The following is a 21,551-nucleotide window of genomic DNA, read 5'->3' as shown; positions in this document are numbered from 1 at the left end:
CTCCTTCTATTAAAATGCCGCAAGATCTCTCATGGCTTTTTCTACTTTATCTGGATTCACCATAAAGTGTTTTTCCATTGTCGGCGCATATGGCATAGCTGGGACATCAGGACCAGCAAGACGCTGAATCGGAGCATCTAGTTCAAACAAACAATTTTCAGCAATAATGGCTGCAACTTCACTCATAATGCTTCCTTCTTTGTTATCTTCTGTAACAAGAAGGACTTTACCTGTCTTAGAAGCAGCTTCAATGATCGCTTCTTTATCCAATGGATACACAGTACGAAGATCTAGAACATGAGCAGAGATTCCGTCCTTTTCCAACTTCTCTGCAGCCTGTAATGCAAAGTGGACACAAAGGCCATATGTAATAACCGTAATATCTTCACCTTCACGTTTCACATCGGCTTTTCCAATTTCCAATGTGTATTCTTCTTCTGGAACTTCACCTTTAATTAAGCGATATGCACGCTTATGCTCAAAGAATAATACAGGATCCTCATCACGAATAGCAGCCTTCAGCAGACCTTTTACATCATAAGGAGTAGAAGGCATAACGATCTTTAACCCTGGAACATTGGCAAACAATGCTTCTACTGACTGAGAATGATAAAGTGCGCCGTGTACACCTCCGCCATATGGGGCACGAATCGTAATCGGGCAAGACCAGTCATTATTTGAACGATAACGGATCTTAGCAGCTTCCGAAATAATCTGGTTTACTGCTGGCATGATAAAGTCTGCAAATTGCATCTCAGCAATCGGACGCATGCCATACATCGCTGTACCAACTCCTACGCCAGCGATTGCAGATTCTGCAAGCGGTGCATCGATTACTCTTTCTTCGCCAAATTCTTCAATCAAACCAGCCGTTGCGCGGAAAACTCCTCCACGTACCCCAACATCTTCTCCTACAACGAAAACTCTTTTATCACGCTGCATCTCTTCACGAATGGCTTGCGTTACAGCATCAATATATGAAATTACCGGCATCTCGTTTTCCCCCTTTACTCTGCGTATACATGTAGAAGCGCACTTTCAGCATCAGCGTATTTTGCGTTCTCTGCGTATTCTGTCGCTTCATCTACTTCTTTTTGGATATCTTCTGTGATCTGTTTCTCTAATTCTTCCGTTAAGATTCCATTCTCTCTCAAGTATGCAGCAAACGTATGAATAGGATCTTTTGATTTTGCTTCTTCTACTTCCTCACGCGTTCTGTATGCACGATCATCGTCATCAGAAGAGTGAGGTGTCAGGCGATAAGCAACTGTTTCAATAAGCGAAGGACCTTCTCCTCTTCTTCCTCGATCAGCTGCTTCTTTTACAGCCTCATAAACAGCTAAAGGATCGTTACCGTCAACCGTTACACCTGGCATGCCATAACCGATCGCACGGTCAGAAACGTTAGCACAAGCCAGTTGTTTAGAAATTGGAACCGAAATCGCATACTTGTTGTTCTCACACATAAAGATTACTGGCAGCTTGTGAACAGAGGCAAAGTTTGCTCCTTCGTGAAAATCTCCTTGGTTTGAAGAACCTTCTCCAAACGTAGTAAACGTTACGATATCCTTGCCTTCCATTCGTCCGGCTAATGCTATACCTACAGCATGAGGAACTTGTGTTGTAACAGGAGAAGAACCTGTAGCAATACGAAGCTTTTTTGATCCAAAATGGCCTGGCATCTGGCGTCCGCCGCTGTTCGGATCTTCCGCTTTAGCAAATCCGGAAAGCATAAGATCTTTTGCAGTCATTCCAAACTGCAATACAACACCCATATCACGATAATAAGGAAGGACATAGTCTTTTTCGTTATCAAGTGCCATCGCAGCACCTACTTGTGCTGCTTCCTGACCTTGGCAAGAGATGACGAAAGGAATTTTTCCTGCACGGTTTAATAACCACATGCGCTCGTCGATCTTTCTTGCTAAAAGCATTGTTTTAAACATATGGATAACATCTTCATTTGTTAAACCTAATTGTTCATGACGTGTTTCTGCCATTGTTTTTACCTCCTTAAAAATGAATTGCTTTTCCTTCCACTGCTAATCCTGCTTCACCAAAAACTTCTGAAAGAGAAGGATGCGGGTGAATCGTATGAGCGATCTCCCAAGGTGTAGCATCAAGTACTTTCGCCAGTCCCGCTTCAGAAATCATATCTGTTACGTGCGGCCCAATCATATGTACTCCAAGAAGATCGTCCGTATCTTTATCTGCTACGATTTTTACAAAACCGTCACTTTCCCCGTATACAAGTGCTTTTCCAATCGCTTTAAATGGAAATTTCCCGATTTTTACATTGAAGCCCTTATCTTTTGCTTGCTTCTCTGTAAGACCTACACTAGCCATTTCCGGGCTTGAATAGATACATTTAGAGATATTATCATAATTAATCGGTTCAGGACTTAGATTGCAAAGATGTTCTACAGCAGTAATCCCTTCGTGAGAAGCGACATGTGCCAGTTGAAGACCTCCAATTACATCACCAATGGCATAAATATGGCTCTCCGCTGTTTGGAAATACTCGTTTGTCTGAATGTATCCGTTTTCAACTTTTATCGTTGTGTTCTCCAGGCCGATACCTTCTGTATTCGCCTGACGTCCAACCGAAACTAGCATTTTTTCAGCTGAAAACTGTTTTGTTTCACCTTTATGTTCTGCAGAAATCATTACGCCACTTCCGGTTTCTAACGTATCAGGAAGTACTTTTGCAGATGTAACAAGTTTAATACCTTTTTTCTTTAATACACGTGCCGCTTCCTTAGAGATCTCTTCATCCTCAGTTGGCACGATTCTGTCTGCATATTCTAATACGGTTACTTCCACCCCAAGATCATTAAGCATAGAAGCCCATTCAATACCGATAACCCCGCCTCCAACTATGATAATGGATTCAGGAAGGGTTTCCATCTCAAGCGCCTCATCACTTGACATCACGAAATTCCCGTCAATCTCTAGGCCAGGAAGCGAACGCGGTCTAGATCCTGTAGCAACGATTACATTTTGCGGGATTAAGATCTCGTTTTCTGTGCCGTCATTAAATTCTACTGAAACAGTACCTGGCATCGGAGAAAAGATAGAAGGCCCTAATATACGTCCTGTTCCCTCGTAAACTTCAATCTTTCCTTTTTTCATGAGGCTTTGAACACCCATGTGAAGTTGATTGACGATCGATTGTTTACGTTCCTGCATTTTTGAAAAATTAAGACCTAATCCTTCTATATCTACACCAAAATCCGCAGCTTTTTTTGCTGTTTTGTAGACTTCTGCACTTCTTAACAACGCCTTACTCGGAATACATCCTCTATGTAAGCATGTACCGCCAAGCTTACCTTTTTCAACAACTGCAACCGTCTTACCTAACTGGGCTGCACGGATGGCGGCTACATAGCCGCCTGTTCCTCCGCCCATTATGACCAAATCAAAATCTTTTGACATCGCTCATATCTCCTTTTGCTGTTAATCCATCGGCAATTCTGCAGGAGTCTTACCTCCTGGATATTCCTTCGCATTCTCTTCATTCCTTAAAACGCGAAGTCCACCTTCCGCTAATGCTTGAAGCTCATTTTCTCCAGGCTGAATGATACAATCTGAAATCCACTCAACACGATCTGTTATTTTTTTGACGAATTCTTTTCCAAATGCAAGACCGCCAGTTAAAATAATCGCATCTACTTGACCATGGAGGACCGCACTAGCTGATCCTATTTCTTTAGCGACTTGATAAGCCATTGCATCGTAGATCAGTGCTGCTCTTTCATCACCGTTCTCGATCTTCTCTTCCACTGTTCTTGCATCGTTAGTTCCTAGATAAGCAACAAGTCCACCTTGTCCTACAAGTTTTTTCATGACTTCATCCGCGTAATACTCTCCAGAGAAGCAAAGAGAAACTAAATCACCGATTGGAACGGTGCCTGCACGTTCAGGGGAAAACGGCCCTTCACCATGAAGCCCATTGTTAACATCGATTACCCGGCCATTCTTATGAACTCCTACTGTAATCCCTCCGCCCATATGAACAACGATAAGACGGAGTGATTCATAGGATTTATCGAGCATTTTTGATACTCTTCTTGCTACTGCTTTTTGATTTAATGCATGAAATATACTTTTTCGTTCAATGTCCGGAACACCTGATATACGAGCAATCTCATCCATTTCATCAACTACAACAGGATCTACAATAAATGATGGGATATTTAATCCTTCTGCAATCTCATAAGCAAGGATACCACCTAGATTTGAAGCATGTTCTCCATTAAAACCGGTTTTTAAATCATGAAGCATCTGTTCGTTAACGCTATAGGTTCCACCTTCGATCGGTCTTAACAATCCTCCGCGGCCAACTACACAGCTTAATTTGGAAATGTTTATACCTTCATAATCCAATGCTTCCAGAATGGTTTCTTTTCTAAAGCTGTATTGGTCAATAACGGTATCGAACTGGTTAATGGTTTCAATATCATGTCTTATTGATTTTTCAAAAACAGGCCGTTCATTATCATAAATACCTATCTTAGTAGAGGTTGAGCCCGGATTGATCACTAGTATGCGATATTCTTTTTGATGCACGTTTCAAACCTCCATTAATTTAAACCCTTAACGAGTTCGGCTCGATAGAATGTGTCGTTCATTTAATAAAAACTGACTTCTTGATTTTCTCATTCGTTCGATACGCTCTTCGGCAAGACGGTCAGCTGCAAGGTAAGTTGGGATGTTATCGCGCTTAGAGATTTCAATAACACTTGCAATATTGTCATAGATAGTTTCAACTTTCTTAAGTGCTCTATCTCTGTTGTAGCCACTAAGTTCGTCAGCCACATTGATTACTCCACCAGCATTGATCACATAATCCGGTGCATAGACAATACCCATTTCATGAAGCGCATCACCATGTCTCGTTTCTTTTAGCTGGTTGTTTGCAGCACCTGCAATAACCTTTGCTTTGATTTTTGAGATCGTGTTATCATTAATGATTGCACCAAGTGCACATGGAGCAAAGATATCACAGTCCACACTGTAAATATCGTCGATGTCTACAGCTTTAGCACCGAAATCTTCTACAGCACGCTGTACAGCTTCCTTGTTGATATCCGTTACGATAAGGGAAGCTCCCTCTTCGTGAAGGTGTTTACAAAGTGTGTAAGCAACATGTCCTACACCTTGAACAGCAATCACTTTTCCCTCTAAAGAATCTGTTCCAAAAGCTTCCATAGCAGCTGCTTTCATACCGCGGTATACACCATAAGCTGTTACTGGCGAAGGATTTCCGCTTGAACCAAACGCAGGTGATACACCTGTTACAAATGGTGTCTCCTGATAGATTAAGTCCATGTCTTCAACTGTAGTACCAACATCTTCTGCTGTAATATAGCGGCCGTTAAGACCTTGGATGTAACGGCCGAAAGCACGGAACATCTCTTCGTTCTTATCTTTTTTAGGATCGCCGATAATAACCGTTTTACCGCCGCCAAGATTTAATCCAGCTGCAGCATTTTTGTATGTCATTCCTCTTGCAAGTCTTAGTGCATCTTCAATGGCTGCGTCCTCTGAATCATATGTCCACATTCTTGTACCGCCTAGTGCAGGACCTAATGTTGTGTCATGGATACAGATAATTGCTTTTAATCCAGATTGTTTATCTTGGCAGATCACCATTTGTTCGTAATCGTAAGTCTCCATATATTTGAAAATTTCCATTTTGTATTCCTCCTAAAGTTTCTTATCAGTGATGACAGATTTAACAGCTAATGCAATTGAGAGGTATTTACTCTCCGAAGAATCAGCTCGAGACGTTAAAACGATCGGTGCTTTTGCACCGCATATAACCGCTCCAACTTTTGCACGAGCAAAGTATATTAGTGATTTGTATAAAATGTTGCCTGTTTCAATAGTAGGAACAAGCAAGATATCTGCTTTTCCGGCTACTTCTCCTTTAATTCCTTTATGAGCAGCCGCTTCTGTTGAGACGGCATTATCGAGAGCCAAAGGTCCTTCTACAATTCCGCCGGTAATTTGATTTCTAAGATTCATGACGGTAAGGTTGGCAGCATCTAAAGTAGCCTGCATGGCAGGATTAACATTTTCTACTGCAGCTAGTACCGCTGTTTTAGGTTGAGCAACACCCGTTTGCTGAACAAAATCAATGGCATTTTGCAAGATTTGGCTCTTTTGGTTTAGATCAGGATGAATATTCATCGCTGCATCAGTAACAAAGATCAGCCTGTCATAGCCAGAGACCTCAAATGCGGCTACGTGGGACAAAACTTTCCCAGTTCTTAAACCACATTCTTTATTTAATACCGCTTTTAAAAGGACAGAAGTGGAAACGAGCCCCTTCATTAAGATATCCGCTTTTCCACTGTGTACCGCTTTTACAGCATCGATTGCTGCTGTTTGTGATGAAACGATTTCGATTCCCGTTGTAGAATCCCTTGTATTCTTTTCTAGCCAGTCAGAAATGAAAACTGCATTTCCAAATAGTATAAAATGGGCGATGCCCTCTTTATAAGCCCGTAAAACACTTTCCATCACTTCTTGATCGCCTGCTTCTGCCACTGCGATGACTGGTTTCACTTGCTGATTTTTGGCCTGGCTGACCAAGTCTTCCAAAAGCATGTAATCCCCCCTTGTTAAACACCTCTATTACGTATGCAAGTTTCATGCCAAATTTTATTTACTAAGAATCTTTATTGTGTATAGATGATTACGCAACTCTTTGCACGTTATATGCAAAGAGTTGCATGAAATTATTTGCGTACTTTATCGTCTAACCCATACTTTTCAAGCTTATAATAAAAGTTACGTAATGAAATTCCTAAAGCTTTTGCTGTTTTTGTCTTATTGCCTTTGTATTTGTTAATAGCTTCTGTTAAGATTTTCTTTTCAAACTTGTCCATTTGTTCCGATAACGTAATTTCATCCGTAATTTCGGCACAAGAACTGCTCTGATTATGATCCGGCTTTTTCGGATCATTCTGTTGAAGTAAAGAAATATGTTCTCGATTAATGACTGAGTCTGTATGACTCATATGAATAATCGCCCGGCCTAAAACATTTTCAAGCTCTCTAACATTTCCCGGCCAATGATATTTAAGGAGAAAGTCTTCCGCATCGCTGCTGATCACTTCAATATTACGTCCATAATCCTGATTGAGTTTTTGTAAAAGATGATTTGCGAGTAATAAAATGTCACCATTTCTTGCTCTTAATGGGGGAATATAGATGGGCATTCGATTTAACCGATAATATAAATCCTGCCTGAACGTACCTCCCGCTATCATCTTTTCAAGGTTTACATTTGTCGCTGCAATAACTCTGACATTAATGGGAATCGCTTTTGTGCCTCCCACTCGTCTAATTTCACTTTCTTGTAAGACCCTAAGAAGTTTTGCCTGCGTATTCTGTGAAAGCTCCCCTACTTCATCTAAAAAGATGCTTCCTCCATTAGCTTCTTCAAAAAGCCCTCTTTTACCACCTCTTAATGCACCCGAAAATGCACCTTCTACATAGCCAAAGAGTTCACTTTCTAAGAGTGATTCAGAGAGCGCTGCACAATTCACCCTTATAAATTTGTTGAATTTTCGATCGCTCGCGTTATGGATCGCATGGGCAAATAGCTCTTTTCCCGTACCCGACTCACCGCGCAAAAGAACAGTAGCAGGGGTTGAAGCTGCAAGCCTCGCCTGATCAATAGCAAACTTCATCTCATCTGATTCACCGATAATGTCTTCAAAAGAATATTTCGCTTCAAGTGTACGGATGATCTGTCTGGCCCGGTTTAATTCCTCAGTCAAGCCTTTAATCTCCGATACATCATGTATCACACCTACGCTGCCTTTCAGTATTCCATCAACGATAATCGGTGCAACATTAACGATTACATCTTTTCTTTTAGGCCCAACCCGCAGTCTTGCTCCTCTGACTGGTTTCCTCGTTTTTAAAACTTGCATATGGATACTTTCACCTTCGGAAATATCTGTTGTTGCCGGTTTACCAATCACTTGCTCTGCAGTGTACCCAGTAAGTTTTGTGTAAGCAGGATTTATCATGATCCCCTTACCTTCTTCATCAACAACAGATATCGCTTCTTCCGATGATTGAATGATCGAACTAAGCATAATTTGAATACTTTTTAAGTTCGTGACTTCTTCTGCAAGATCAACGATTTCCGTAATATCTTTAAAAACGGCAAAAGCACCAAGTTTTCGTCCATTTTGATCTAATATGGGCGTTCTAGTTGTATAAATCTTTGTACCGTTCGGAAGGATTTGTTCCTGATTTACTTCCTCAATTCCAGAATCCAGCACTCTCGGAAGCTGGCTGTTTGGCATCACTTCCAGAATCGATCTTCCAATCGCCTCTTGGGCAGGAAGCCCTGTCATTCTTTCAGCACTTTTGTTAAATATCGTAATGTTAAGCTTGTCATCAATTACGATCATACCGTCATGTGTATTATCTAATATGGTTTTAAGCTGTTGAAGATTTGCTTCTGCATCCTTAGAACGTTTCAGGTAATCAGTGATCTTAAAAAATTGTGTATCTGAAATAATGTCTGATTTAAGATAAACATCTTCCTGAAGCCGATAGGCCATTTTTTTGGTTGAAGATGAATAGATCACATAATCTGCCTCAAGCTTAGGTGGTGATGAATATGAAAAAACCGGCACATCATCATGCGTTCTTTCTGCACCTGTTTCCTCCACAAAAACTCCGACTGCTTTAAAATATCCGGATGATTTGATAAAGCGAAGAATTTTTTGTGTTACTTCAGGAGCGGTCATTAACAAAACAGTCTGCAACACTACCCCTCCAAACTCTCTATGTAAAATAGATGTGCAATTTTTTTCACACAATTATCATACCTTAGTATGAAAGGGTTTGCAAACTGTAATTTCATCGACAATAAATTAAACTTTATGTACAATACAGAAAGAGGAGTGAGCAGGATCATGAGCAGATATGCAGCATTAATAATTGTTTTAATACCGGGTATCTTGGCCGTAATGGGCATTAAGTGGATGAGGGACACCTTATTTGGCGTCTTACAATTCCCGTTCCCTGTACTTTGGCTTCAGTTTATAGTTGGACTTATTAGTTTTTCTGCTGGGTTGGCCTTTGTGGGAGGATTTATCTTTTACCGAGATCGTAAAAGAAATAAAGTGCAGTTAAAATTCAAGAAAAAATAACCAGTCCACCTATAACAGTTGGCTGGTTATTTTTATTTAACTAAAATCATTGTTAAAATGAAAAAAGGGCTAACTCAAACGAGTTAACCCTTTTTGGTATTATCCAGCTTTATGTTCAATTCTCAGCTTATCAGCGACCATGGCGATGAACTCTGAGTTGGTCGGTTTCGCTTTCGACATGGACACGGTATATCCGAAGAGAGATGAAATGCTATCGATGTTCCCTCTGCTACACGGCTTGATGTCGTGTTAAATTTTTTAGCGATATCAGGATACAACACTTTGGTAATGGATCCTAATAGTTCAATGTCGTTATAAACCATCGAAATCGCTTCTCTCAAATACATATATCCTTTGATGTGAGCAGGAACTCCGATTTCATGAATGATGCTAGTTATGCTTGCGTCTAGATTACGCGGTTTGCTTACGGATTGGAAATTGCTGCGGTTATTTCCGGATGCACGCTGAACGGTTGATTTTTCAGAACCACAGATTTGACGAATCTGATTTGCCAGGTTTTCCATATCAAATGGTTTCAATATAAAATATGAAGCACCTAGATCAACAGCTTTTTTCGTAACGTCTTCTTGTCCAAAAGCAGTTAGCATAATTACATTAGGCTGTGGCAAAACATCGCTTGATCTGATTTTTTCTAAAACTGCTAATCCGTCTAAATGCGGCATGATAATATCAAGTACAAGTACATCAGGATTTTTATTTTCTAAAACGGAAAGACATTCTTGTCCGTTATAAGCTACCCCAATTACTTCCATGTCATCTTGACTTGAAAGGTATTCCCTCAAAAGACTAATTAGTTCACGATTATCATCAGCTAGACACACTTTAACTTTTTGCACCATTAATTCCTCCCCATCCAACAATTTCTTGTTTTTCCCATGTTAAGATTTCAACAATTAATCTTAAATCCCTTTATTTTGTATTAAATTTTTTAGAATTATTTTATTCTTGATGTAAAAAGTGTGTTTTTCTTCATTTTACTTTGAATTTCGACAGATATTAGTATTTCCACCTATGTATATGTCGAATTTTCTTTATAACCTTTATTATACAAAATTTTCATGGAGATGTCTAAACAATAAAGAAAACCTTTTCATAAAGATGAGTTAATGCACAAATAACTGTCTTCAGTTTTCTACAATTCACTCACCATAAAAGTAAAAACAGGCAACTGTATCAGCTCGCCTGTTTTCTTTCTTCGTATATATTTATACCAGCTTCATCAAGCATCCATTCAATATGAACACCATATCCTGAAGTCGGATCATTTACAAACACATGTGTAACTGCTCCAATAATTCTTCCGTCTTGAATGATTGGACTTCCACTCATACCTTGAACGATTCCACCTGTGATCTTTAGCAGTTCGGGATCTGTAATTTTAATGACCATCCCTTTTGTTGCAGGAAACTTTTGAGGAACTGAACTGATAACTTCCACATCAAACTCTCTTACCTTGGATCCATCTACGACGGTAAGGATTTTTGCAGGACCTTCTTTTACTTGATCTGACAATGCTATAGGCAGAGGCTTATTCCAGCTGCCGTTAGATATTTTATCATTTAATTTTCCAAATATGCCAAAAGGACTATTTTTTGAAATATTGCCTAATACTCGCTGATCGTTTGAGAAACGTGCTAGTTTTTCTCCTGGGTGACCATTTGAGCCTTTTTCAATGGAGGTTACAGTAGAACCCAAGATCTCACCATTGTTTACTTTAATCGGTTTTTTTGTATCCATGTCTGAAATCACATGTCCTAAAGCACCATATTTATATGATGCAGGATCATAAAAAGTAAGGGTACCAACTCCAGCAGCAGAGTCTCTAATGTACAACCCTATTCGATAGGACTGATCATTTTTGTCCTGAAGAGGTTTTAGCGTTTTATGCATCGATTTGCCGTCTCTGATGATGGTTACATCCATCGGTTTGTTCGTTTCCCCAGACTCTTTTACAAAAGGACTCACATCGCCCATCTTTTTTATATCTTTTCCATTGATTTTGGTAATAATATCTCCTACCTGAATATCGGCAATTTCTCCTGGAGACTGCTTACCAGTATTCGTATTTACAAGATGATGACCAACAATAAGAACCCCAAGTGTATTTAATTTTACACCTATTGATTGGCCTCCAGGTACAACCTTTAAATCGGAAAGCACTTTTACATCCATTTTCTTAATGGGAAAACTTGCTGCTTCGAGAGTTGCCATATGATCACCATTTGTTTTGGCTTTTATCGAAACGATCTTTTCACTTTCCATTGCCGTTGTATAAATTTCATTTTCTTCCTGTTGAATAGATGTACCTGCAGGAAGTGACTGAACTGAGTTTTGCCCTTCAAAAATTGTTACCGAATCAGGCAGTTTCACATAATCACGCACAGGAGACAAAAAACCGATTCCCACTAAACTTCCAAGGAGAATAACGCCGATCATTCGCCGAAGTAAATCCTTAAACATCTTTCACTCTCCTCGCTCCAAGCTCACACCCTCACCATGGCTGTACCTTTAATTTTGCCTACGGACCATAAGATTATAACCAGCAAAAAAGAAAAAGCTATTCCTTAAATGGATAGCTTTTTCATGCATAATTGCTTTATGATGATTTTTTTATGGACTCTGCAAGGTGGAGCAATTCCTGTGCGTGCTGTTTGGTTAAATCGGTCATTTCAACACCAGAAATCATCCTGCCGATTTCATGAACTTTTTCGTCTGTTTTTAATGATAGCACTTTTGTTACTGTTCTTCCTTGAAGCGTTGATTTTGAAATATGCAGATGAGTATCAGCCATTGCAGCCACTTGAGGAAGATGGCTGATGCATAACACTTGCGAACCAACAGATACCCGATAGATCTTCTCCGCAATAGCCTGAGCTACCCGTCCTGATACCCCTGTGTCCACTTCATCAAAAATGATGGCGGTTATGCCTTGATTTTCAGAAAATATGGTTTTAAGAGCCAGGATGATTCTAGATAGCTCTCCGCCAGAAGCAACTTTAGATAAAGGCTTTAAAGGTTCGCCTTGGTTAGGCGAAATAAAGAATTCTACGGTATCCATACCTGTTTTGAGGAATTGATTTTCTTCGGTTTTTTCCATCACAACCTCAAATTCGGTTTTATCCATATAAAGCTCTTTAAGCTGCTGCTGAATCGCTTTTTTTAACGTTTTTGCTGTCTCTGAACGCTTTTTTCTAAGTTTTTTGCCTGAAGTCTCCAACTCAGAGATAACTTTAGATTGCTTCGCCTTTAACTCTTCAATATGGTTATCTTTGTTTTGAATGAGTTCCAGTTCTTTTTTAATCTTTTCTCCATAACGCAAAATTTCCTTTACTGTTGAACCATACTTACGTTTTAATTTACTGATCTCATCAAGACGCATTTCAATCGCGTTTAATCTTTCCGGGTTATATTCCAGTGAATCAAACATATCACGAATCTTATATGTCAGTTCTTCAAGTACATAAAAACTGCTGCCGAACTGCTCCTCGTCTGCTTTAAGTGATTCATCCAGTGCTGCTACCTGTGAAAAATCGTCCATAGCACGGGAAATTAGTTCAAGACCTTTACCCTCACCATATAAACTGTGGTAGGCGTCCTGCAGATGCTGGTGAATTTTTTCGAAATTGCCGAGCATCCGCTTCTCTTCTTCGAGCTTAATATCCTCATCCTCAAGTAAGTTGGCACCTGAAATCTCTTCGTATTGGTACTCTAATAAGTCAATCCGCTGCGCGATCTCTTGTTCATTCCTTGAGAGTTCGGAAAGCTGTTTGCTAATATCTTTATATTCTTTAAATGCTTCTTCATAAGTCATAAGTTCTTTTTTAAAACTTTTGTCACCAAAGCTGTCTAATAAGAATAAGTGCTTGTCCGGCTGCATTAAGTATTGGGTCTCATGCTGTCCATGGATATCCACTAAAGCTTGACCAATTTCCTTTAATACAGAAAGTGTAACGAGCTTACCGTTCACACGGCAGATGCTTTTTCCACTATCCGTAATATCACGTTTGAGGACAACCATTTCATCAGTGATCGATATCCCAACTTCTTCGCATTTTTCATAAACACGATGCCCTTCATGAATATGGAATAATCCTTCGATTTCTGCTTTTGGTGTTCCATAACGAACAAATTCCGTTGAGCCTCGACCTCCGATCAAAAGGCCGATCGCATCAATGATGATGGATTTTCCCGCACCCGTCTCTCCGGTTAGAACGGTCAGCCCTTTTTTAAAGGAGACACTTAAAGAATCGATAATAGCAAAATTACGAATACTTAATTCTGCTAACAAGTACATCACACCTTATTAAAAGATTTACAGCATATCTAAAAAGCGCTGCGAAATTTCTGCACTTACCTCTTTTGAACGGCAAATAATTAAGATTGTATCATCACCGCAAATAGTACCCATTAAATCTTCCCAATCCAGTTTATCGATCAAAGCACCTATCGCATTCGCATTACCTGGCAGAGTCTTCATAATAATTAGATGATCTGCATAATCAATGCTAATAAAGCTGTCAGTTAATGTCCTACGAAGCTTTTGAAGAGGATTGAACCTTTGATCAGCTGGAAGACTGTATTTATAACGCCCATCATTCATTGGAACTTTTACAAGGTGAAGCTCTTTAATATCACGTGAAACCGTTGCTTGTGTAACATTAAAGTTCGCTTTCTTTAAAAGTTCGACAAGCTCATCTTGTGTTTCAATATCATGATTGCTGATCATTTCCCGAATTTTAATATGTCGCTGTCCCTTATTCACTAGTTATTACACCTCAATTTTTACACTGTCACATTCTGACTTTATCTTATACTATTGTGCATAGGATGTAAATTTATCATGAATAGAAAACGCTTTTTTCTCAAAAAGATAGATGCTTTAAATGTGTTTTATTTCTTCTATAGGAGTAAATGAAGCATAAGGAATAAGCATCTAGAATCATGTAAACAAAAAGAGCAGGAATGTTACTCCCGCTCTTTTTTAAAGGTATTATGCGCTTCCACAACGACTTCCTTAATTCTTTCTTCAGAAATCGTTGGTCTTTCCCCTTTATTTACTTCTCCATGAAGAAGAAATTCAATATTACCGTCTCCGCCGGTTATTGGAGAATAAGACAGATCAACAGGGTTGATGCCTGTCTTATTGGCAAATTCAGTAATTTCAACAATAACCCTCTCATGTACTTTCGGATCTCTGACAATCCCTTTTTTCCCTACTTCTTCCCTGCCGGCTTCAAATTGAGGCTTAATCAGGGCAATGACTTCCCCTTCTTTCATAAGCTGAGTAAGGACTGGAAGGATAATTCTCAGTGAGATAAAGGAAACATCAATCGTAGCAAATTCAGGAACTCCATGTTCAAGCTGATCCGGAGTTACATAACGGAAGTTTGTTCTTTCCATTACAGCAACACGTGAATCATTCCGAAGCTTCCAGGCTAACTGGTTATACCCTACATCGATCGCATAGATAAATTTAGCCCCATTCTGTAAAGCACAATCAGTAAAGCCTCCTGTGGAAGCACCAATATCCATTCCCGTTTTATTTTTTACATCAAAAGAAAAGACTTTTAATGCTTTCTCTAACTTTAAACCCCCTCTTCCAACATAAGGGATAACATCACCCTTAACGGTTAGAGGTGCATCTGTCTCAATCTTTTCTCCAGGCTTGTCCATCCGGGTTGTACCAGAATAAACAAGGCCTGCCATAACAGACCTTTTAGCTTTTTCTCTTGTTTCGCACAACCCGCGATTCACAAGCAATACATCTACCCGTTCTTTTTTCATGTATAAAGGCCCTTTTCAGCTTTTCTCTTAACCAGTTTTTTAACACGTTCAACGAGATCAGGAGTGGTTAGACCGATCTCTTCAAGAAGTTTAGTTACACTTCCGTGTTCAATAAAGCAGTCAGGGATCCCCATTCGGTCAATAATGACATTCGCATGATTGTCTGAAGCGTGTTCTAGCACAGCACTTCCGAACCCGCCTTGTAAAACAGCTTCTTCTATCGTAAGGATCGGCATGTTCTGACTGTACAATTCGTTGAGCATCTCGTAATCAAGCGGCTTTATGAATCGTGCGTTGATCACGCGGGCAGATATTCCCGATTTCGCGAGAATTTCCCAAGCTTCAAGCGCCATTGGTATCGTTGTTCCAAATGTAAGAATGGCAACATCGTCGCCTTCTTTTAAGACTTCCCAAGAGCCGATCGGAATATCTTCAAACTCATCGTCCATTTGAACACCCGTTCCATTTCCTCTTGGGAAACGGATAGCGATTGGACCATCGTCATATTTTAATGCAGAATAAACCATATGCTGAAGCTCGTTCTCATCCTTACCCATCATTAACACCATGTTTGGTATATGGCGTAAAAAGGCAATATCAAATACACCTTGATGTGTTTCTCCATCTGCTCCAACTAAACCTGAGCGATCAATCGTAAATAAGACGTTCAAGTTCTGTCTAGCAACATCATGAACCACTTGATCGTATCCTCGCTGTAAGAATGTTGAGTAGATAGATAGCACCGGTTTCATGTTTTGGGTAGCGAGTCCTGCAGCCATAGTGGTTGCATGCTGTTCTGCAATACCTACATCAAATAGACGATGAGGAAATGCTTTACCATAATCAACAAGTTTAGAACCAATGGTCATTGCCGGTGTAATAACGGTGATTCGCTCATCTTTGTGTGAGAGCTTTTCTAATGTTTTACTAACAACCCCACTGTAAGAGGGACCCGATTGCTCCGGCTTGATCTGTTCTCCGGACTCGATCTTATATGGTCCGACACCATGCCAGCTGTCCTTTTTATCACTCTCGGCAGGTTCGTACCCCTTGCCTTTTTTGGTGAGAACATGAATGATAACTGGACCTTGTGTTTTCTTTGCATAAGTAAGATTTTCAATCAAGTCTTCCACGTCATGACCATCCACAGGACCTAGATACGTATATCCAAGTTCTTCAAAGAACATGCCAGACACCAATAAATATTTCAAGCTGTCTTTAACACGCTCAGCTGTAGCGGCAAGTTTCCCGCCAAAAGCTGGTATCTTTCGGATTAATGCTTCCAGTTCATCTTTAGCTTTGTTATACTTTCTGGCTGTACGCATGCGTCCCAGAACGTTGTGCAGTGCACCGACATTTGGTGCGATAGACATTTCGTTATCATTAAGGATGACAATAAGATCTTTCTGTTCATGGCCAATATGATTCAGCGCTTCTAGAGCCATTCCTCCAGTTAAAGCCCCATCACCGATAACAGCAATGACTTTATCATCCGTTTTTTTAAGATCACGTGCAATGGCCATTCCCATCGCAGCGGAAAGAGAAGTCGAACTATGGCCCGTTTCCCAAACATCGTGTTCACTTTCAATTCTTTTAGGAAATCCGCACAACCCTTTATATTGGCGCAGTGTATCGAACTGTGAAGATCTTCCTGTCAAGATTTTATGCACATACGCCTGATGCCCGACATCCCAAATGAATTTATCTTTCGGGCTGTCAAACACTTTATGCATAGCAAGTGTTAGTTCAACAACTCCTAGGTTAGGTCCTAAGTGCCCACCTCTTACAGAAAGTTTCTCAATTAAAAAAGAACGGATATCACCGGCTAATTTATTTAATTGTTCAGTCTCATATGATTTTAAAAAATGAGGATTCTGAATGTCTTCCAGGTTCATGGAATATGCCTCTCTTTCCATTAACGCCTTTTTTTCTCTTTCTTAGCAGGCGATAGCAGTTTAATTCTTAATTTTTCCTCTATAAAATATAATAAACGCCCAACCTGAAAAATAATAAAGGTTGAGTGGTTGATCGCATAAGATTTTCCTAATGCTTTCCCGCCTACTGTAAGTGCAGCAACGATACTTGTGAAAATGATCGTTATCAAATACTCTAGCTTTGAAGAATTTTGCTGACCTATTGATAGTGTGAGTTCTACTACTACAGCAGCAGATGCTGTACCACTAACTATACCAGAAATATCTCCAATTACATCATTACAAAAGTTCGCTACACGGTCAGCGTTTCTGGTTATCAAGATGGCATGCCTTGCTCCAGGTACTCGTTCTGAAGCCATCGCATGAAACGGAACTTCTTGAGCTGCAGTGGATGCTACTCCGACAATGTCAAAAATAACCCCCGTTAATACGATTAAAAAAACGATTCCCATCCCGATGCCCCACGAAACACCATTCAGAAGGGCAGAAGAAACAACTGTAAAAATAGCCGCTAACACCAGAGTGATAACGGCAATACTTGTACTCCATTTTAGTGTTTTAGAAAAGGAATGCTTCATGCATAACTCCTTCTTTTTTTGGTAACTTTATGTAACAAGGAGTGGTCACCTTATTAAGTAAAGACTGCGGCTTAGGTCCAGTAGGTTTTCCCAGAAGAGTACGAAATGTCGCCATATTCGCGGTTTCCCTTTACTCTCTCCTTAACGTTGTCGCCAAGCGTTAGACTAGATTACCACTTAGTCCGCACTATAATCCTTAACAGGTGTCCGAAATAGCAGAACAGTCTAGGAGTTTTCCTCAACAGCCCTTAGCACATTCCCTAGCCTCTTTTGCAGAGTAGATTTCATACGGCATAAAGTTCAAAATCAGCGGCCAACCGATTAATGACTTTTCACGCCATAATCCCCTCTAACACCACTCAAGGCAGGCTACGCTGCTCGCCTTTACTTTTCCTGAAAATCAAGAAAAGCGGCAAGGCAGGTTCAAACCCCATTTCACAGTAAGGTCTTTTGAACACGAACCGCAAATATGGGGGCCTCCGCGGAAGAAGGGTCATCGCCCACATGCCATTGTGGATCGCCCTTCAACCTTAACTCCCAGCATTAACCCAAGGCTGGGCGCCTCAAGCCAACACAAGGAACTTCATCGATGTGCCCTTTGGCGGATTTTTAGGCCCGCCTTCAGGAACGGGGGGCTGACTAGAATACTGCACCACTCCAAAGCAAATAATATCATATCATACTTCCATTTTATCAACAATCTCTTAGTGATTTCTTTTTATAATGTAGTCTGCAATGGATGCTAATATGCCTGTATTTCTGTTGATTTTCCCTAAATGTTCCAATGAAGTTTGAACATGATTTTCCATTTCTTTTCGTGCGCCTTCAAGGCCTAGCAACTTCGGGTATGTCGTCTTTAAGTTAGCTTCATCACTACCGATCGGCTTACCAAGATCAACTTGATTACCCGTGATATCCAAAATATCATCCTGGATTTGAAAAGCGATTCCGATATGTCTCGCGTAAAACTGTAAAGCGAGAAGCTCTCCTTCAGTCGCATCCGCTGCAATTCCACCAGTTAATACAGAGCACTCTAGCATTTTCCCCGTTTTCTTTTCATGAATACTCTCAAGATCTTTTAGCGTTAACTCTTTATTTTCTCCTTCAAGATCTTCTACCTGGCCACCCACCATCCCTTCTGCACCCGCTGCACGAGAAAGAACAGAAAGCAGCTTGACCTTTTGATCTGCACCCAGGAATACATTGTCTGTGACCAAAGAAAAACTTTCCGTTAATAAGGCATCTCCAGCTAATATCGCCTGTGCCTCACCAAACACTTTATGAGATGTAAGCTTTCCTCTTCGATAATCATCATTATCCATCGATGGGAGGTCATCATGTATAAGAGAATACGTATGTACAAACTCAATCGCACAAGCAGCATCTACAACAAACTCAGGATCTTTTTCAAAACATTCCATGACAGCAAGAGCTAAAATGGGACGGAGTCGTTTTCCTCCTGCCGAAATGGAATACAGCATAGATTCTTTTAAAGTAGCTGGTGCATTGAGCCCATTCAGATAATCAATCATTCTATCTTCTACTAATTGTTTCTTATCTTGAAGATATTGTTCAAAATCGATCAATGATTTTCCTCCTGAATCACTAATGGTTCTTCTTTCCCATCTTCATGCATGATTGTATCCATTTTTCTTTCTACATTTTTAAGCTTTGTATGACATACCTTGGAAAGCTTCATTCCCTGCTGATAAAGATCAATACTTTCTTCTAATGGAACATCACCTTGTTCAAGCTTCTCAACAATTTCTTCAAGCTGTAGCATCGCATCTTCAAATGTGATTTTCTTTTCTGCTTTTTCAGCCATGATTATAGAACCTCCGTTCCAGTGACGTGACAATCAATCTGTCCGTCTTTAAGTTTTATCGTTAAGGAATCACCCGAATGAACTTGTTCTACGGACTTGACGAGTTCTTTTTTTCCTTTTTTATAAGTAAGACTGTATCCCCTATCCATTATAGCTAATGGATTAAGTGCAGTCAGCCTTGAAATCTTATTGGAAAAATTCATTTGGTACTGTCTAATATGCCTGTTTGTTTCTTTAACTAAATTCTTATGAAGCACATTCACTTTTTCATTCGCCTTTTGAAGCTGATCAGCTGGTGAAAACAGTCCAAGCTGACGCTGCAGTTGAGTTAACTCTCTCTGGTGCTCTCCAAGGAAGATTTCTGCCGTTCTTTTCAGTTTATCAATATGTCTGTCCAGTTCCTGTTCCTTTTGCTTCACGAGTTGAGTTGGATATTTAAAAGCATATGATTTCTGAAGTCGGTTTAAATGTTGCTGTTGTCCAGCTAAATATTCTTTCATCACTCGTTTCAGCCTTACATTTCTTTGATGCAGCCTGTCTCCAAGTTCATCCAAATGCGGTACAGCTAACTCTGCCGCTGCTGTTGGTGTAGGCGCTCGTAAATCCGCTACAAAATCTGCAATCGTATAGTCTGTCTCGTGCCCCACTGCAGAAATAACCGGAATTCTTGATGAAGAAATGGCTCGTGCAACAATCTCCTCGTTAAATGCCCATAACTCTTCGATGGAACCTCCGCCCCGGCCTACAATCAACACGTCGGCTTCATGTATTGCGTTTGCTTGTTCGATCGCACGAACAATGGACGGAGCAGCACCAGGACCTTGGACCAGTACAGGAAAAAGCGTAACAATCGATAGTGGAAAGCGGCGTTTTATCGTAGTAATGATATCCCTTACCGCAGCTCCTGTGGGTGATGTGATAACACCTATCCGTCTTGGGAATTTAGGCAATCCCTGTTTACGTGAAGGATCAAAAAGCCCCTCTTGTTCAAGCTTATTCTTTAATGATTCATAGGCTAAAAAGAGATTTCCAACACCGTCTTGCTGCATCGTTCGTACATAAAGCTGATATTGTCCTTGTGGTTCATAAACCGAAAACGAACCTTGAATCAAAACATTCATGCCTTCTTCCGGCTTGAAGTTTAAATATTTGTTGTTTCCTGCGAACATAACCGCACTTACTCTGCTATTTGCGTCTTTTAAAGTAAAATACAGGTGGCCTCTGCTATGCATCTTTACATTAGACAGCTCACCTTTAACCCATACGTCCTGAAGGTTGCCGTCATTTTCAAATAATCGCTTAATATATCGCGTCACAGCAGATATAGGTACATATCGCGCGTTTTGCATTAGTGAACTTCCTTTGTCTTCTTTCTCCATTTTGATGCAAGCACAGTGTTATTCATAAGCATCGTAATCGTCATAGGACCTACTCCGCCTGGAACAGGAGTAATATGCTTTGCTTTTTCCTTGATCGCATCAAAATCAACATCTCCGCATAATTTACCGTTCTCAAGACGATTTACCCCAACATCAATAACCACAGCACCTGGTTTAACCATATCTTCGGTGATAATGTTCGGTTTTCCTACTGCGGCAATTAAAATGTCGGCTTGCTGTGTTTGTGCTGCCAGATCTTTTGTTCTGGAATGACAAAACGTTACCGTTGCATTCTCTTGCAAGAACAGCTGTCCAGCAGGTTTCCCAACTAGGTTGCTTCTACCAACCACAACCACATGCTTGCCCGCAATCTCTTCACCTGTTTGTTTAACCATTTCTACTATTCCAAGAGGCGTACATGGAATAAAGGCATGCTCATCTCCAGCATGCATTCTACCTATATTTATAGGGTGGAAGCCATCAACATCTTTTTCAGGCAGGATTGTCTCAATAACTTTTGATTCACTTATATGTGAGGGTAAGGGGAGCTGAACAAGAATTCCATCGATTTGTTCATCTTGATTAAAGGATTGAATGCAGTCTAATAAATCAGTTTCGGAAATAGACTCAGGCAATTCGGTCAACACGGAGTGCATCCCTAACTCTTTACATGTTCTCTCTTTTGCAAGAACATATGAGCGTGAAGCAGGGTGGTCACCTACTAGAATAACAGCCAGCCCAGGTACATTACCTTCTAGCTTAAGCTCTTGAATTTCCCTAGCCAGCTGTTCTCTTATCTCTTTTGCAATTTGCTTTCCATCTAGTACAGTCATTCTAGTTCCCCC

Annotated in this window: 18 protein-coding genes and 1 pseudogene; 1 reads left to right on the top strand and 18 read right to left on the bottom strand. The window is 40.3% G+C overall.

The features are described 5' to 3' along the window. Positions 1-9: 9 nt before the first annotated feature. From M3206_RS01585 to M3206_RS01555, 7 genes are all read right to left on the bottom strand, one after another. A complete protein-coding gene (locus tag M3206_RS01585) occupies positions 10-993 on the bottom strand; it encodes an alpha-ketoacid dehydrogenase subunit beta (RefSeq protein ID WP_251310738.1) in 984 nt (327 codons plus the stop codon). 14 nt (positions 994-1,007) lie between these two features. Beyond that, a complete protein-coding gene (locus M3206_RS01580) occupies positions 1,008-2,000 on the bottom strand; it encodes a thiamine pyrophosphate-dependent dehydrogenase E1 component subunit alpha (protein WP_251310737.1) in 993 nt (330 codons plus the stop codon). Between the two features lie 13 nt (positions 2,001-2,013). After that, positions 2,014-3,435 carry a dihydrolipoyl dehydrogenase gene (gene lpdA, locus M3206_RS01575; RefSeq protein WP_251310736.1) on the bottom strand — a complete coding sequence of 474 codons (1,422 nt, stop codon included), beginning with the start codon at positions 3,433-3,435 and terminating at the stop codon, positions 2,014-2,016. A 21-nt stretch (positions 3,436-3,456) separates the two neighbouring features. After that, on the bottom strand, positions 3,457-4,569 hold the full coding sequence (gene buk / locus M3206_RS01570; protein ID WP_251310735.1) for a butyrate kinase: 1,113 nt from the start codon (positions 4,567-4,569) through the stop codon (positions 3,457-3,459). Positions 4,570-4,596: 27 nt separating this feature from the next. Beyond that, positions 4,597-5,697, bottom strand: coding sequence for a branched-chain amino acid dehydrogenase (gene bcd, locus M3206_RS01565; protein WP_251310734.1), 1,101 nt, complete (start codon positions 5,695-5,697; stop codon positions 4,597-4,599). A gap of 12 nt (positions 5,698-5,709) precedes the next feature. Continuing rightward, positions 5,710-6,615 (bottom strand): phosphate butyryltransferase, encoded by a 906-nt coding sequence (gene yqiS, locus M3206_RS01560; protein ID WP_251310733.1) that lies wholly within the window; start codon positions 6,613-6,615, stop codon positions 5,710-5,712. A gap of 131 nt (positions 6,616-6,746) precedes the next feature. Then, positions 6,747-8,801, bottom strand: coding sequence for a sigma 54-interacting transcriptional regulator (locus M3206_RS01555; protein WP_251310732.1), 2,055 nt, complete (start codon positions 8,799-8,801; stop codon positions 6,747-6,749). A gap of 147 nt (positions 8,802-8,948) precedes the next feature. On the opposite strand from M3206_RS01555, the gene M3206_RS01550 reads away from it, so the two are divergent. Further along, positions 8,949-9,185 carry a DUF2627 domain-containing protein gene (locus M3206_RS01550; RefSeq protein WP_251310731.1) on the top strand — a complete coding sequence of 79 codons (237 nt, stop codon included), beginning with the start codon at positions 8,949-8,951 and terminating at the stop codon, positions 9,183-9,185. 99 nt (positions 9,186-9,284) lie between these two features. Here the strand turns inward: M3206_RS01550 and spo0A are convergent. The 11 genes and pseudogenes from spo0A to folD all read right to left on the bottom strand — a co-directional run bounded on the left by spo0A (position 9,285) and on the right by folD (position 21,539). Next, a pseudogene (gene spo0A / locus M3206_RS01545) lies at positions 9,285-10,042 on the bottom strand (sporulation transcription factor Spo0A). Positions 10,043-10,379: 337 nt separating this feature from the next. After that, positions 10,380-11,666, bottom strand: coding sequence for a SpoIVB peptidase (gene spoIVB, locus M3206_RS01540; RefSeq protein WP_251310730.1), 1,287 nt, complete (start codon positions 11,664-11,666; stop codon positions 10,380-10,382). A 136-nt stretch (positions 11,667-11,802) separates the two neighbouring features. Further along, positions 11,803-13,500, bottom strand: coding sequence for a DNA repair protein RecN (gene recN / locus M3206_RS01535; protein ID WP_425590691.1), 1,698 nt, complete (start codon positions 13,498-13,500; stop codon positions 11,803-11,805). Between the two features lie 18 nt (positions 13,501-13,518). After that, positions 13,519-13,968: a transcriptional regulator AhrC/ArgR gene (ahrC, locus tag M3206_RS01530; protein WP_251310728.1), complete on the bottom strand. Its 450-nt coding sequence runs from the start codon at positions 13,966-13,968 to the stop codon at positions 13,519-13,521. 203 nt (positions 13,969-14,171) lie between these two features. Next, positions 14,172-14,990: a TlyA family RNA methyltransferase gene (locus M3206_RS01525; protein ID WP_251310727.1), complete on the bottom strand. Its 819-nt coding sequence runs from the start codon at positions 14,988-14,990 to the stop codon at positions 14,172-14,174. Next, positions 14,987-16,885, bottom strand: coding sequence for a 1-deoxy-D-xylulose-5-phosphate synthase (gene dxs, locus M3206_RS01520; RefSeq protein WP_251310726.1), 1,899 nt, complete (start codon positions 16,883-16,885; stop codon positions 14,987-14,989). Before dxs ends, M3206_RS01525 begins: the two co-directional genes overlap by 4 nt. 20 nt (positions 16,886-16,905) lie before the next feature. After that, positions 16,906-17,502, bottom strand: a complete 597-nt coding sequence (locus M3206_RS01515; RefSeq protein ID WP_251310725.1) for a hypothetical protein — start codon at positions 17,500-17,502, stop codon at positions 16,906-16,908. A 704-nt stretch (positions 17,503-18,206) separates the two neighbouring features. Then, positions 18,207-19,088: a polyprenyl synthetase family protein gene (locus M3206_RS01510; protein ID WP_285876639.1), complete on the bottom strand. Its 882-nt coding sequence runs from the start codon at positions 19,086-19,088 to the stop codon at positions 18,207-18,209. Then, entirely contained in the window at positions 19,085-19,327 is a 243-nt protein-coding gene (gene xseB, locus M3206_RS01505) for an exodeoxyribonuclease VII small subunit (protein ID WP_251310724.1), read from the bottom strand. The genes M3206_RS01510 and xseB overlap by 4 nt, the downstream gene beginning before the upstream one ends. Before the next feature lie 2 nt (positions 19,328-19,329). Continuing rightward, positions 19,330-20,676 (bottom strand): exodeoxyribonuclease VII large subunit, encoded by a 1,347-nt coding sequence (gene xseA, locus M3206_RS01500; RefSeq protein WP_251310723.1) that lies wholly within the window; start codon positions 20,674-20,676, stop codon positions 19,330-19,332. After that, positions 20,676-21,539, bottom strand: a complete 864-nt coding sequence (gene folD, locus M3206_RS01495; RefSeq protein ID WP_251310722.1) for a bifunctional methylenetetrahydrofolate dehydrogenase/methenyltetrahydrofolate cyclohydrolase FolD — start codon at positions 21,537-21,539, stop codon at positions 20,676-20,678. The genes xseA and folD overlap by 1 nt, the downstream gene beginning before the upstream one ends. Positions 21,540-21,551 lie beyond the last annotated feature (12 nt).

This window comes from Fictibacillus phosphorivorans (genome assembly GCF_023715845.1).
Classification (GTDB): domain Bacteria; phylum Bacillota; class Bacilli; order Bacillales; family Fictibacillaceae; genus Fictibacillus; species Fictibacillus phosphorivorans_D.
Note: the sequence above shows the minus strand (reverse complement) of the source record. Positions and strands in the feature narration are given on the sequence as shown.

Excerpts from the sequence above, each read along its gene's own strand:
- M3206_RS01585 (WP_251310738.1), bottom strand. The coding sequence starts at position 993 with ATGCCGGTAATTTCATATATTGATGCTGTAACGCAAGCCATTCGTGAA.
- M3206_RS01580 (WP_251310737.1), bottom strand. The coding sequence starts at position 2,000 with ATGGCAGAAACACGTCATGAACAATTAGGTTTAACAAATGAAGATGTT.
- lpdA (WP_251310736.1), bottom strand. The coding sequence starts at position 3,435 with ATGTCAAAAGATTTTGATTTGGTCATAATGGGCGGAGGAACAGGCGGC.
- bcd (WP_251310734.1), bottom strand. The coding sequence starts at position 5,697 with ATGGAAATTTTCAAATATATGGAGACTTACGATTACGAACAAATGGTG.
- yqiS (WP_251310733.1), bottom strand. The coding sequence starts at position 6,615 with ATGCTTTTGGAAGACTTGGTCAGCCAGGCCAAAAATCAGCAAGTGAAA.
- M3206_RS01550 (WP_251310731.1), top strand. The coding sequence starts at position 8,949 with ATGAGCAGATATGCAGCATTAATAATTGTTTTAATACCGGGTATCTTG.
- spoIVB (WP_251310730.1), bottom strand. The coding sequence starts at position 11,666 with ATGTTTAAGGATTTACTTCGGCGAATGATCGGCGTTATTCTCCTTGGA.
- recN (WP_425590691.1), bottom strand. The coding sequence starts at position 13,500 with ATGTACTTGTTAGCAGAATTAAGTATTCGTAATTTTGCTATTATCGAT.
- M3206_RS01525 (WP_251310727.1), bottom strand. The coding sequence starts at position 14,990 with ATGAAAAAAGAACGGGTAGATGTATTGCTTGTGAATCGCGGGTTGTGC.
- dxs (WP_251310726.1), bottom strand. The coding sequence starts at position 16,885 with ATGAACCTGGAAGACATTCAGAATCCTCATTTTTTAAAATCATATGAG.
- M3206_RS01515 (WP_251310725.1), bottom strand. The coding sequence starts at position 17,502 with ATGAAGCATTCCTTTTCTAAAACACTAAAATGGAGTACAAGTATTGCC.
- xseB (WP_251310724.1), bottom strand. The coding sequence starts at position 19,327 with ATGGCTGAAAAAGCAGAAAAGAAAATCACATTTGAAGATGCGATGCTA.
- xseA (WP_251310723.1), bottom strand. The coding sequence starts at position 20,676 with ATGCAAAACGCGCGATATGTACCTATATCTGCTGTGACGCGATATATT.
- folD (WP_251310722.1), bottom strand. The coding sequence starts at position 21,539 with ATGACTGTACTAGATGGAAAGCAAATTGCAAAAGAGATAAGAGAACAG.